Here is a 13,283-nt window from a genome sequence, read left to right as displayed (position 1 = left end):
CGCCGAGCAAAACGCGTGAAAACACGCGATTCAAGAGGAAACGCGCCAGTCATGTCCACGAGCAAGACGCCCTCCAAGACATCCGTCAGTTTCACCGATCAGGAAGCGCTGCAATTTCACCAGCAGGGCCGCCCCGGGAAACTGGAAATATCGCCGACCAAGCCGATGGCGACCCAACGCGATCTTTCGCTCGCCTATTCTCCCGGCGTGGCCGTGCCGGTGCTGGCGATCGCCGAGGATCCGAGCAGGGCATACGACTACACCACCAAGGGCAATCTTGTGGCGGTGATCACCAACGGGTCCGCCATTCTCGGCCTGGGCAATCTCGGTGCGCTGGCGTCGAAACCTGTCATGGAAGGCAAGTCGGTTCTCTTCAAGCGGTTCGCCGATGTCGACTCCATCGATCTGGAAGTGGACACCGGCGATGTCGACCAGTTCATCGACTCGGTGCGCTATCTCGGCCCGTCCTTCGGCGGCATCAATCTGGAGGACATCAAGGCGCCCGATTGTTTCATCATCGAGCAGCGCCTGCGCGAACTGATGGACATCCCGGTCTTTCACGACGACCAGCACGGCACGGCAATCATCGCCGCCGCGGGCCTGTTCAACGCGTTGCACCTGACCGGCCGGGACATGAAGGAAACCAAGGTCGTGTGCAACGGCGCGGGCGCCGCGGGGATCGCCTGTATCGAACTGATCAAGGCCATGGGCATTCCCCACGCGAATGTTACCCTGTGCGACACCAAGGGCGTCATCTACAAGGGCCGCACGGAGGGCATGAACCAGTGGAAGTCCGCTCATGCGGTCGAAACCGACAACCGGTCCCTCTATGACGCCCTGAAAGGCGCGGATGTCTTCTTCGGCGTGTCCGTCAAGGGCGCGCTGACACCCGACATGCTCCGGGTGATGGCGCCGAACCCGATCATCTTCGCCATGGCCAACCCGGACCCGGAAATCACACCGGAAGAGGCGGCTGAGGTGCGCGACGACGCCATCGTGGCGACCGGACGCTCCGATTATCCCAACCAGGTAAACAACGTTCTGGGCTTCCCCTATATTTTCCGGGGCGCGCTCGACGTTCAGGCAACCACCATCAACGACGAGATGAAGGTGGCCTGTGCCCGGGCTCTGGCCCAACTTGCCAGGGAAGAGGTTCCGGACGAAGTCGCCGCCGCCTATCGCGGCAACCGGCCGAAATTCGGGCCGGAGTACATCATTCCGGTGCCCTTCGATCCGCGCCTGATCCACACGATTCCCCCGGCGGTCGCTCAGGCGGCGATGGATTCAGGCGTTGCCAAGCGCCCGATCGTCGATATGGAGGCCTACCGGCACCAGCTGTCCGCCCGCCGCGATCCGGTCGCCGGCACCCTGCAGCGCATCTTCTCCAAGGTGCGCCAGCAGCCCAAGCGCGTTGTCTTCGCGGAGGGCGAGGAGGAGCCGGTCATTCGCGCCGCCGCGAGTTTCGTGTCGCAAGGTCTCGGCGAGGCCATCCTGATCGGCCGCGAGGACGAGATCAAATCCATGGCGGATCAGGCGGGCGTCGACATCAACCGCTCCGGATTGTCCATCCAGAACGCGCGCCTGTCCGACCGGAACGCGGATTACGCCCAGTATCTCTATTCACGCCTGCAGCGCCGGGGCTATCTGCTGCGCGACTGCCAGCGCATGGTCAACAACGACAGGAACTACTGGGGCGCGATCATGGTGGCCAGAGGCGACGCCGATGCCATGGTCACGGGCCTGACGCGGAACTATTCCGTCGCGCTCGATACGGTCAAGGCGACCATCGATCAGAAGCCCGGCCACCGGGTGATCGGCGTGTCGCTGGCCCTTGCCCGCGGTCGCACGGTTCTGATCGCCGACACCGCGGTGATCGACATGCCGACATCCGAGGAACTGGCGGATATCGCGGAGGAAGCCGCCCATGTTGCCCGCAAGCTCGGTTATGAGCCCCGGGTCGCCATGCTCGCCTATTCCAACTTCGGTCACCCGCGCGGCGAACGCTCCGAGAAGGTCATCGAGGCGGTGAAGATCCTCGACCGTCGCCGGGTCGATTTCGAATACGATGGCGACATGGCGGCCGACGTGGCGCTCAACATGGACCGCATGGCCGCTTATCCGTTCTGCCGTCTGTCCGGTCCGGCGAATGTCTTGGTCATGCCCGCCTTCCACTCCGCGTCGATCTCCACGAAGATGCTCCAGGAGCTGGGCGGGGCCACCGTCATCGGTCCGCTTCTCGTCGGCTTCGACAAACCGATCCAGATCGTGCCGCTGGGCGCGAAAGACAGCGACATCGTCAACATGGCGGCCATCGCGGCGTTCAATGTGACGTGAGGTAATTTGTTGCGAGATGGCAAGGAATTGGGCTCTTCGATCCCGGATCACCCTTTGGTCGTCCGGGATGACGACGAGAACGCTCGTTCGGCTGCCTCTCAACGTCATCCCGGACGCAGCGGAGCGAAGATCCGGGATCGGAGAGCCAAGGCGAATCTGTTTTCGATCTAGGACAATGACTTGACTGCCTGGGTCTATATCCTTGCCTCTCGACCCTATGAAACACTCTACACGGGTGTCACGACTGACTTGCCAAGACGAATATACGAGCACCGGGAAGGATTGATCGAAGGTTTTTCAAACCGCTACGGCGTAAAAACTTTGGTCTGGTACGAGATACACGAGGAAGTCATTTCCGCCATAACAAGAGAAAAGCAAATTAAGCGCTGGCGCCGTCAATGGAAATTTGACCTTATTGAGAAGTTGAACCCCGATTGGGAAGATCTCTATTTAACGCTCAATCTATAATCAGTTTTCCATGCGATATACATTGTATCGTAGTGTTTGCTCGTTGCTAGGAATGTCTTAGAAATATTTGGCTTATGGGTTCTCCGATCCCGGATCTCCGCTGCGCTGCGTCCGGGATGACGTTGAGAGGTAGTCGTACCATCTCTTCGTGGTCATCCCGGCCAAGCGCAGCGCGAGCCGGAATCGGGGAACCCTAAACCTTTCTTTTCGTCCCGCTCAGACAATACTTTTCGAGCAAAGCCGGGTTGAAAGAAATCAAGCAAAATCGCCCGACTGCAGCCGTGCGATGCCCGCGTCGGTCATGGCCGACCAGGCGGCGTCCAGGGAGCCGTTGAGGTCGATGCCCCGGCAGGCGTCCTCGATGACGGAGACCTTCATGCCGCCGGCCCGCGCGTCGAGGGCGGACCAGGCCACGCAGAAGTCGGTCGCCAGTCCGCAGACGTAGATATCGTCGAGACCGCGTTCCTTGAGATAGCCGGTCAGTCCGGTCTTGGTCTCCTTGTCGGCGGCGAGGAAGGTCGAGTAGCTGTCGACCTCGCTGTGATAGCCCTTGCGGATGATGAGCTGAGCGTGCGGGATATCGAGGCCGGGCGCGAGGTTGGCGTCATCCGTGCCCTGAACGCAATGATCCGGCCACAGAACCTGGGTGCCGTAGTCCAGCTCAATCGTTTCGAACGGGTTCTTGCCCTCGTGGCTCGAGGCGAACGACGTGTGGCCGGGGGTGTGCCAGTCCTGGGTCAGGACGACGTTCTCGAATTTCTTGCTCAACGCATTGATGACCGGCACGACCTCGTCGCCATGTTCCACCGGGAGAGTGCCTTTCGGCAGAAAGCAGTTCTGGACATCGATCACGAGCAGGACGGAGGAAGCCCCCGGGTTTATGGCGCCGCTGGCCAGAGCCTTCGTAACAGATCCGCCCAGAAGGGCGGCGCCCGTGCCGGCCGTCATCCGCAGAAAGGACCGGCGGGTGTGAGATGCGGATTTCATGGTCGTTTTCCCCTCAAGCTCGTTAGCGTACACGCGATCCTGCGCGAATTCGGGAAACCTTGAAAGAAGATAATTTGAACAGGAATGCCCGTATTAACGGCAGAAACCTTGCCGAAGGGCAGGCACATTGTCCCTAAATGCATTCTTCCTTTTGACAAACTCTAGCCTTCCGGCGATACCTCGCTGTCATGTCGGAGATAAAAGTCAAAATCTGTGGGCTCAGCACCGAGGATACCATGGAAACCGCGCTGGATGCGGGAGCCGATATGGTCGGGCTGATGTTCTTTCCCAAGAGCCCGCGTCACGTGTCGCTGACCGAGGCCTGCAAACTGGCCGACATGGCGCGCGGCAGGGCGGAAATCGTCGCGGTAACCGTGAACATGGACCTCGATGGTCTGTCGCGGATCCGGGAACTCGTCGCGCCGGACTGGATCCAGTTTCATGGTGAGGAAGCGCCGGAAGCCCTGGCGGCGGCGAAGGTCATGCAGGGCACGAAGGTGATGAAAGCAATGCCGGTCTCCGACCGCTCCGATCTGGAAAACGCCCTTTTTTACGCCGTCGTGGCGGACTGCATCCTGTTTGACGCCAAACCGCCGGCAGGCTCCGATCTGCCGGGCGGCAATGGCGTGTCCTACGACTGGAGCCTTTTGAAAGACCTTGACCTGAAGAAGCCCTTCATGCTTTCCGGAGGGTTGACCCCGGAAAACGTCCAGGAGGCCATCCGTCAGAGCGGGGCGAAGGCGGTTGACGTTTCCTCCGGCGTCGAGCGGGACAAGGGCGTCAAGGACAACGATCTTATTCGCGCATTTCTGGCGGCGGCCAAAAGCGCATGACGACCCGGTCGCCGGGTGAAGGAGTAGACGCGTGAACGATATGGCCAACAGCATCCGGACCGGTCCGGACGAGCGCGGACATTTCGGTATTTTCGGCGGCCGGTATGTCGCCGAAACCCTGATGCCGCTGATCCTCGATCTGGAGCAGCACTACAAGGACGCCAAGAACGATCCGGCCTTCCAGGGCGAGATCGAGGCGCTCAACACCCATTACACTGGACGTCCCTCGCCGCTTTATTTCGCCGAGCGCCTGACGGAGGAACTCGGCGGCGCGAAGATCTATTTCAAGCGCGACGAGTTGAACCACACGGGCTCTCACAAGATCAACAACTGCCTCGGCCAGATCCTGCTTGCGAAGCGCATGGGCAAGACCCGCATCATCGCCGAGACGGGGGCGGGCCAGCATGGCGTCGCAACGGCAACGGTCTGCGCGCGCTTCGGTCTGCCCTGTGTCGTCTATATGGGCGCGACCGATGTGGAGCGGCAGAAGCCCAATGTTTTCCGCATGAAGCTGCTCGGTGCGGAAATCGTTCCGGTGACCGCAGGCGCCGGTACGCTGAAGGACGCCATGAACGAGGCTCTGCGCGACTGGGTGACCAATGTCGAGGACACCTATTACCTGATCGGCACGGCCGCCGGACCGCATCCCTATCCGGAAATGGTCCGCGACTTCCAGTCGGTGATCGGCAAGGAGCTTCGCGAGCAAATGATGGAGGCGGAGGGCCGCCTTCCGGATGCACTTGTCGCCGCAGTCGGCGGCGGATCGAACGCCATCGGCCTGTTCCACCCGTTCCTCGACGACAAGGATGTGAAGATCTACGGCGTTGAAGCCGGGGGCCGGGGGCTCACGGGTGAAGAGCATTGCGCGTCCCTGACGGCGGGCAAGCCGGGTGTTCTGCACGGCAACCGGACCTATCTGCTTCAGGACGACGACGGTCAGATTCTCGAAGGCCATTCGATCTCGGCGGGTCTCGACTACCCGGGCATCGGGCCGGAACATTCCTGGCTCAAGGAAATCGGCCGTGTTCAATATGTGCCGGTGATGGACGACGAGGCGCTCGAGGCGTTTCAGCGTCTGACACGGGTGGAAGGCATCATTCCCGCCCTGGAACCGGCGCATGCATTGGCCCATGTCATCAAGCTGGCACCGCAGATGGACAAGGACCAGATCCTTGTCATGAACCTGTGCGGCCGGGGCGACAAGGACGTCTTCGCGGTCGGCCAGATGCTCGGCTTCGACATCTGATTTTCCGGTATTGGATCGAACGAAAGCCGCATGCCTCAAAGCATGCGGCTTGGATTGCTGACCAACCGTCAGACCGTCATTCCGGACAGCGTGCCGCGAAGCGGCATCGCGTGAGCCGGAATCCAGCTGCAAGTGCGAGCCAAAGCGAGCTCAGTTTAGCGAAACCAACTGTTTTCACTTGGAATTTGCGCGCCTCCGGCGCAAAAAATGGCTGGTTTCCGGATCTGCCTTCGGCTGACGCCTCACTTGTCCGGAATGACGATCAAAGGGTTTGTCATCAGCCGCATGCCTCATGGTATGCGGCTTTTTTCGTTTGAGAACGGTGCAACGTCGAAAAAGAGCAGGTTGCACCGCAATTGCATTGCTGCAATGCAATATAGACTGTTGTGATTGGCCCGTTTCTGATTATTTCTGGAGCAGAACAAAAGATGTGCACTGTCTCCCATCAGACCAATCGACAGGAACGAAAATGACGTTTGGAAAAATTACCGGGTTCGTTCGCGACGTCCGTGCGGCGCATCGGACCGCTCACGAGATCGAACGGCTGAGCCGGCTATCAAACGCGGATCTGGCTGGTCTCGGCCTGGACCGCAGCGAGATTACCGCCCACGCCTTCAGAAAACATTTCAATCGGATCTGACCGGGCTGTCCTGAAAAACAGTCTCAAGTAGTCTCTGCTGCCCCCGGGCATCCAGACCATTCGCCTGGCGCAGCAGGTCCGGGTCGGTTGGCACGACGGACTTCCGGTCCGGCAGCGCATGTACCGGGCGGCTGATACTGAATTCCTTGAACCGCCGCCAGAGCTTTTCGCTGAGGGGTGGCGGTGCTGGCTCAAAAAGGGAATGGGCCATTTTCGGCTCCTTGTTGTTTCCGGATCGCGTCATTGCTTGAAGTAATTTAGGCGCACCAAGTGCATTTTTCTAGCGGTTAGAATTGCGCGACAGGCGGTGCAGCTATGCAGCTGTTGCAGTCCTGCTCTGCAGCAATGAGCCCGCACCCTTATACGCTGCACTCTTGCAGACAGCGCCCGTTGCGGTCGCGCGGTCTTTCCGCGTCTCCTCCAGTCAGCTTTCCTGGACGTCTGTTTCACGGGCCGTTTTCCCATGCGCCCCGGAGCCCAGGCCGCTGTCGTCCGGATACCGAGGTGGCGGTGGGACACTTGCGTGTTCCAGCAGAACGGAATCCTCAGGAAATCGAGATATTTACCGATTGACCGCCGGGTCGAGGACGATCGGTCCGCCGGATTTTCAAGGCGGATGAAAGCCTCCGGCCCGGTCGGGCGAACGTTTCGTGTGCCATTGATAGATTGACATTTAACCCGCTGCCCCCGTACATCGCTCAGACATAGACAGCCTGCAGGCAGTGCGCGGGCGCGAAAAAGGGTTTCAGGGAATGTCGCAAACGCGTATCGACCGCCGTTTTAAAGCTTGTGCGGAAGCCGGACGCCCGGCTCTGGTCACCTTTATCACAGCAGGCGATCCGGATCTTGAGACCTCCCAGGTCGTTTTGAATTCTCTCCCCGCGGCGGGCGCCGATGTCATCGAGCTCGGCATGCCGTTTTCCGATCCGATGGCTGAGGGCATTCCGATCCAGCTCGCCAACCAGCGCGCGCTTGCCGCCGGCCAGACCATGGATAAGACCCTGGACATGGTCCGGGCTTTCCGCGAGCAGGATCAGGACACGCCGGTCATCCTGATGGGGTACTACAATCCGATTTACGTACGCGACCCGAAAAAATTCGTTCACGTGGCCAAGGAAGCCGGTGTCGACGGTTTCATCATCGTGGACATTCCGGCGGAAGCGGACGACGAGCTTTGCATTCCCGCGCTGGAAGCCGGATTGAACTTCATTCGCCTGGCGACGCCGACCACCGATGACAAGCGGCTCCCGGCCGTGCTCGCGAACACCTCCGGATTTGTCTATTACGTTTCCGTCACCGGTATCACCGGTGCAGACATCAAGGACACCGGCCGGGTTGCGACCGCGGTCAACCGCATAAAGGGTCACACGGAGTTGCCGGTCGCCGTCGGGTTCGGGGTCAAGACTGCTGACCAGGCCGCCAACATCGGCAAGGACGCCGACGGTGTCGTGGTCGGTTCGGTTCTGGTCAATGCCATCCGGGAGTCGCTCGACGGTGAAGGCAAGGCAACCGCCACTACGGTTCGTGCCGTAACGGACGTGGTTTCGGATCTTGCATCCGGTTGCGCCCGGGCCCGCTCGGCCTGAACGGTTGAATTCTCTCTGCGGAGACCCATCTCCGCCCGGTCAACCCGCTTTCCTGGCGGATTGGAAAATGCAGCCGGATTGACCGGTCTTAAAACATCGTGATGCCGTCGTCCGTGGCCGGAGCCAACGGAGAGCGGCTCAAGTCGGTAACTCGAGTAGACGGACGCGTTTGTCGTGAACTGGATCAATTCGTTAGTACGCCCCAAGATCCGCGATTTCTGGAAACGGCGCGACGTTCCGGAAAACCTCTGGATCAAGTGCCCGGAAACCGGCGAGATGGTGTTCCACCGGGATCTTGAGGCAAATCTCTGGGTCATTCCCAATTCCGGTCATCACATGCGCATGCCGGCACGCAAGCGTATGGAAGCCTTCTTCGACGACGGCGATTTTTCCAGCGTGGAGACACCGGACGTTCACGCCGACCCCCACAAGTTCCGTGACTCCAAGCGATACTCGGAGCGTTTGAAGGAAGCCCGCGCCAAGTCCGGCGAGAATGAAGCGGTGCTTGTCGGTCAGGGCAAGGTCAACGGCATGGCCATGACGGTGGCCGTCCAGAATTTCGACTTCATCGCGGGCTCCCTCGGCATGGCCGCCGGCGAGGCGATCCTTGCCGGGATGCTGAAGGCGGTCGATGACAAGACGCCGTTCATCATGTTCGCGGCTTCCGGCGGCGCCCGCATGCAGGAAGGGATCCTGTCCCTGATGCAGATGCCGCGCACCACGGTCGGTGTGCAGATGCTGCGCGAAGCGGGTCTTCCCTACATTGTGGTCCTCACCAACCCGACCACGGGCGGTGTGTCCGCCTCATACGCAATGTTGGGCGACATTCACATTGCCGAACCGGGAGCCATGATCGGCTTCGCAGGCCGGCGTGTGATCGAGCAGACGGTGCGCGAGAAACTTCCCGAGGACTTCCAGACGGCTGAGTATCTTCTCGACCACGGCATGATCGACATGGTCGTGCCGCGCCAGGAGATGAAGGAAACGGTGAGCCGGATCTGCGGCATTCTGATGAAACGGGAAGTGGACCTGCCGAAATTGGAAGCGCCGAAGCTGCCCGAACCGGAGACCGAGGCAGCGCAGGAACCGGAGGCCGTGGGAGATACGGCAACCGAGGAGCCGGCGAACGAAGCCGACAAGGATGAGGCTCCGTCGAAATAGGCGCTGAAACCTACCAGAAACTATCGCGTTTGCGGCAAATCCCGGCAAATGACGGCCATCCGCTTGTCAGGCGGACAGCCATATCCTAAGGCGTAACGGAACCTCCATCGGAAACAAAGGGACTCTTCGGAGAGCGCTTTGGATCAAGTCACGAAAATTCTGGACCGTCTGCTGGCCCTGCATCCCAAGGAAATCGACCTTTCCCTCGGTCGCATGCATCGGCTGCTCGAGGCCCTCGGCAATCCGGAAAAGCATTTGCCGCCGGTGATCCACATAGCCGGGACCAATGGCAAGGGCTCGGTGACGGCCACCATGCGCGCGGTTCTGGAAGCGTCCGGAAAACGCTGCCACGTTTACACCTCTCCCCATCTGGTGTCCTTCAACGAACGCATTCGGCTTGGATCGGATGGCAGATTTGTCTCCGACCCTCTGCTCTTTGACGCATTGCAGCGTTGCGAGGAAGCCAATGCGGGACAGGAAATCACCTTTTTCGAGATCACGACAGCGGCCGCGTTCCTGCTGTATGCGGAACAGCCTGCGGATATTCTACTTCTGGAAGTCGGACTCGGAGGGCGGCTGGACGCGACAAACGTCATCCGTGAACCGCTTGCGACTGTGATTACGACCGTTTCCATGGATCACGAAAAATTTCTCGGTGACGATCTCGCCGCGATCGCCGCTGAAAAGGCCGGCATCGTCAAGCCGGGAGTGCCGGTGGTCTGTGCGGCGCTTGAGGACGAGGCGGCACCTGTCGTCGCTCGCGCCGCCGCCCGCAACCGGGCGCCGCTGAAGGTCTTCGGTCAGGATTTTGTCGCTCAGGCGGATCAGGGACGTCTGACCTTTCAGGACGACGAGGGTCTGATCGACCTGCCCATGCCGGTCCTGATTGGAAGCCATCAGTTCGCGAATGCCGGTCTTGCGCTTGCCGCCCTGAAGGCGGCCGGTCTGCTGCCGGACGAGGCCACCATCGCCAGCGGTCTGAAAAAAGTGAATTGGCCGGGCCGGCTGCAGCCGTTGACCCACGGTCCTCTGTACGACCTTTGCCCGCAGGGGGCGGAGGTCTGGATCGACGGTGGCCACAATCCGGGTGCGGGCCTCGCCATCGCCCGGTTCCTGGGCGAACAGGAAGAGCGATCGCCGCGGCCGCTTTATCTCGTGTCCGGCATGCTGACCACCAAGGACCCGGTCGGATTTTTCCGCCCGTTCCACGGATTGGTCCGCCATGTGGCGACGGTTCCGATCGCATCCGCGACGACGGCGCGGACACCGGAAGACCTTGCCGACCTCGCCCGTTGCGCCGGCCTGGAGGCAACACCCTTTCAATCGCTGGACGCGGCCTTGGCGGATGTGGCAGCTTGTTCCGGAAAAGATGGCGAACCGCCGAGGATCCTGATCTGCGGCTCGCTTTATCTGGCCGGCGAAGCCTTGGCGCGCAACGGAATGCCACCGGAGTGAGGTGGAGCTGGACCTAAGAAAGGGAGCCGGTCAATGCTTGGTTTTACAAACGCCTCACGTCTCCTGTCCGGACTGATTACAGGTGTCCTGCTTGCGTCCACGCCCGTCCTGGCGCTCACCGAGCAATATGAGACGCCGCCCGAACAGGACCCTGCCGTGGTCCTTGACGGAAAGCAGCTCGGTCCCGGTTATGCCGTCCTGTCGCCGGTGCGCAGCGACGGTTTCCTGCGCATCTATCAGGTGCAGACTGATCTGGGGGTCGAGCAGGTCGAAGGCGACGGTCTTTTGAAACTGCGGCTTTCGGAGATCAAGGTCCTGATTGCCCTGGAGGGGCTGAAAAACGACGCCAGCTTCGTCGACGGCCTGAAACAGGCGGCCATGAAACCTGTGCAATTCGTCGAAAGCACCGTGACCGATCCGGTCGGCACCGCCAAGAGCACAGTTTCAGGCGTTGGCCGCATGTTCGGCCGCTTGACGAAAGGCGTGGAAGAAGCGGTCAGTGGCAAGGGAGGCTCGCCCGCCGAGCTCGCCAAGGCAATCACCGGACAGGCGCGGGCGCGCCGCGAGTTGGCCGTCGATCTCGGGGTCGATCCCTATACCTTCTACCGGCCGCTTTCGGAAAAACTCGACGAGACCGCGAGCGTCACCTCCGCCGGAAACTGGACCGTCAGCGCGATCACCAGCCTGCTTCCGGGCGGTCTCGTGATGAATGTCGCTCGTCAGGCGGATAATTTCCGTACGCTCATCGTGGACAGCACACCGTCGGAACTGGCGGAGCGTACGGCGACCGCGTTCCGCAGCGCCGGAATCTCGCAAGAGACGACCTCAAAGATAGCGGAAAACCCGTTTTACACCGCATCCGAAAAAGCCGCGATGGCCTATCAGCTTCAGGCAATGCCGAGTGTAAAGGACCTGGAGTTGATTGCCGAGAAGGCGGCGGCGGCGGAAAGCCGCGACATCGCCTATTTCCAGCTCCGCCGGGTGGTCCTGCTTGAAACCTATAATCGGACCGTTTCCGGCATCACCCAGATCAAGCTCGTTTCCGGCATCCCGGTCGCCATTCGCCAGGATGGCGTTGCCGCAATCGTGCTGCCGCTCGACCTGGTGGCCTGGACCCAGACCGTGGCGCAGACGCTCTCAAACTTGCACGAAGGCCTCGCCGCCCTGCCCTTCCCGCCAACCAGCGTGGATTTCCTGATGACCGGCGATCTGACCCCGATGGCGGCCGAACGAATTACCTCCTTCGGCTGGGCCATCACCGGAAACTTCCCGATGCCGGAAGGGCCCGTGCATTGAGAGAATTGGGCTTCTACCCCACAGGTCAGAACCTTTGAATTCGAACCGAACCGGGTGCCACAAGCATTAAGTTACCTCTCCCACTGGGAGAGGTCGGCGCTTGCGCCGGGTGAGGGAACAAATCTATCGTTCTATTTCAAGCGTTTGCTCCCTCACCCCAGCCCTCTCCCACTGGGGGAGGGAGCTTCGCAGTGCCAAAGTCAATAGTCCTGCCATTGTAGGAAGGAATGGGGATCGGCGAGGCTCGACTTTCGTTCCCTCTACAAACTCTCGAGAACCGGTTGCGACAGCCCGCATTCCCAGCCCAGGATGGCGCGTTTGCGGGTGAGACCCCAGTGGTAACCGCCGAGCTTGCCGCCCTTGGCGAGCACTCTGTGGCAGGGCACCACGAAGGACAGCGGGTTATGCCCGACGGCGGTACCGACGGCACGCGAGGCCTTGGGGCTTCCGATCGAGGCCGCGACATTCGAATAGGTGGTTGCCTGGCCCATCGGGATCTTCAAGAGCGTCTGCCAGACCCGGATTTCGAAATCCGTACCGATCATGACGATGTTCAGCGGCTGGTCCTGCCGCCATTTGGCGGGGTCGAACACCCGGCGGGCGTAAGCGGCGGTCGCCTCCCGGTCCGGCTGAAAACGGGCCGCCGGCCAGCGGCCGCACATGTCCGCAAGGGCGTCTTCCTCCTGGCCGGGGTCGGCGAAGCCGAGCCCCGCCAGTCCCTTGTCGGTCGTCATGATCAGGACCTGCCCGAAAGGCGAGGGGTGAAAGCCGTAGGCCAACGTCAGGCCCGCGCCCCGGTTGCGGTAGTCGCCGGGTGTCATGGCTTCATGGGTGACAAACAGATCGTGGAGCCGCGAGGATCCGGACAGGCCGACCTCAAAGGACGTGTCGAGCACGCTCTCCGACGCCCGGAGCATGGCCTTGGCATAGTCCAGCGTGATCGCCTGCAGGAATTGCTTGGGCGTCAGTCCCGCCCAACGCGAGAAAACACGCTGCAACTGGATCGGTTGCAGGCCGGCTTCTTTCGCCAGTTGCTCAAGGCTCGGCTGGTCCCGCCAGTCCGTTGTAATGCGTTCCAGTGTTCGTTTCACCACCGTGTAATTTCCGGCGGCTTCCTCGCCGATCGAAATGGGCTCCGGATTGGCGGACAGTTTGGAAAGATCGAGGGCTCTGGTCATGTCGGGCGCTTTTCATCGTTCGTCGGCTCTGAATTTACCCGTCGAAGCGGCTGGAAGCGACCCGGTTTGCGAGCAGTCTCACCACCTTTACGGCAGATG

12 protein-coding genes are annotated in these 13,283 nt (G+C 60.9%); 9 read left to right on the top strand and 3 right to left on the bottom strand.

The window, feature by feature from the left end:
• Positions 1–51: 51 nt before the first annotated feature.
• Both JF539_RS22515 and JF539_RS22510 read left to right on the top strand, forming a co-directional pair.
• Complete coding sequence (locus JF539_RS22515) at positions 52–2,334, top strand: NADP-dependent malic enzyme (RefSeq protein ID WP_207143002.1); 2,283 nt, start codon at positions 52–54, stop codon at positions 2,332–2,334.
• A gap of 180 nt (positions 2,335–2,514) precedes the next feature.
• Positions 2,515–2,802: a GIY-YIG nuclease family protein gene (locus JF539_RS22510; RefSeq protein ID WP_207143001.1), complete on the top strand. Its 288-nt coding sequence runs from the start codon at positions 2,515–2,517 to the stop codon at positions 2,800–2,802.
• A 255-nt stretch (positions 2,803–3,057) separates the two neighbouring features.
• Here JF539_RS22510 and pncA read toward each other — a convergent pair whose 3' ends face one another.
• A complete protein-coding gene (pncA, locus tag JF539_RS22505; protein WP_419247699.1) occupies positions 3,058–3,789 on the bottom strand; it encodes a bifunctional nicotinamidase/pyrazinamidase in 732 nt (243 codons plus the stop codon).
• Positions 3,790–3,977: 188 nt separating this feature from the next.
• Here pncA and JF539_RS22500 point away from each other — a divergent pair, with 188 nt between their 5' ends.
• The 3 genes from JF539_RS22500 (at position 3,978) to JF539_RS22490 (ending at position 6,508) form a co-directional block, all read left to right on the top strand.
• On the top strand, positions 3,978–4,622 hold the full coding sequence (locus JF539_RS22500; protein WP_207143000.1) for a phosphoribosylanthranilate isomerase: 645 nt from the start codon (positions 3,978–3,980) through the stop codon (positions 4,620–4,622).
• A gap of 40 nt (positions 4,623–4,662) precedes the next feature.
• The gene (gene trpB, locus JF539_RS22495; protein WP_209017547.1) at positions 4,663–5,868 is read left to right on the top strand and encodes a tryptophan synthase subunit beta; all 1,206 of its coding nucleotides are present in this window, start codon (positions 4,663–4,665) and stop codon (positions 5,866–5,868) included.
• A 469-nt stretch (positions 5,869–6,337) separates the two neighbouring features.
• Complete coding sequence (locus tag JF539_RS22490) at positions 6,338–6,508, top strand: hypothetical protein (protein WP_207142998.1); 171 nt, start codon at positions 6,338–6,340, stop codon at positions 6,506–6,508.
• Here JF539_RS22490 and JF539_RS22485 read toward each other — a convergent pair.
• Positions 6,495–6,719 carry a hypothetical protein gene (locus JF539_RS22485; RefSeq protein WP_207142997.1) on the bottom strand — a complete coding sequence of 75 codons (225 nt, stop codon included), beginning with the start codon at positions 6,717–6,719 and terminating at the stop codon, positions 6,495–6,497. The two genes, JF539_RS22490 and JF539_RS22485, sit on opposite strands and share 14 nt — an antisense overlap.
• A 541-nt stretch (positions 6,720–7,260) precedes the next feature.
• Here JF539_RS22485 and trpA point away from each other — a divergent pair.
• The 4 genes from trpA (at position 7,261) to JF539_RS22465 (ending at position 12,006) form a co-directional block, all read left to right on the top strand.
• On the top strand, positions 7,261–8,094 hold the full coding sequence (gene trpA, locus JF539_RS22480) for a tryptophan synthase subunit alpha (RefSeq protein WP_207142996.1): 834 nt from the start codon (positions 7,261–7,263) through the stop codon (positions 8,092–8,094).
• Positions 8,095–8,268: 174 nt separating this feature from the next.
• Entirely contained in the window at positions 8,269–9,255 is a 987-nt protein-coding gene (accD, locus tag JF539_RS22475; RefSeq protein ID WP_207142995.1) for an acetyl-CoA carboxylase, carboxyltransferase subunit beta, read from the top strand.
• A 138-nt stretch (positions 9,256–9,393) separates the two neighbouring features.
• A complete protein-coding gene (locus JF539_RS22470) occupies positions 9,394–10,710 on the top strand; it encodes a bifunctional folylpolyglutamate synthase/dihydrofolate synthase (protein ID WP_207142994.1) in 1,317 nt (438 codons plus the stop codon).
• A gap of 33 nt (positions 10,711–10,743) precedes the next feature.
• A complete protein-coding gene (locus JF539_RS22465) occupies positions 10,744–12,006 on the top strand; it encodes a hypothetical protein (protein WP_207142993.1) in 1,263 nt (420 codons plus the stop codon).
• Between the two features lie 260 nt (positions 12,007–12,266).
• Here the strand turns inward: JF539_RS22465 and JF539_RS22460 are convergent, their stop codons facing one another.
• On the bottom strand, positions 12,267–13,184 hold the full coding sequence (locus tag JF539_RS22460; protein ID WP_207142992.1) for a methylated-DNA--[protein]-cysteine S-methyltransferase: 918 nt from the start codon (positions 13,182–13,184) through the stop codon (positions 12,267–12,269).
• Between the last annotated feature and the right edge of the window lie 99 nt (positions 13,185–13,283).

The sequence above is a fragment of the Roseibium aggregatum genome (assembly GCF_017309185.1).
GTDB classification, from domain to species: Bacteria; Pseudomonadota; Alphaproteobacteria; order Rhizobiales; family Stappiaceae; genus Roseibium; species Roseibium aggregatum_B.
This window is presented reverse-complemented; position numbering and strand designations above follow the sequence as displayed.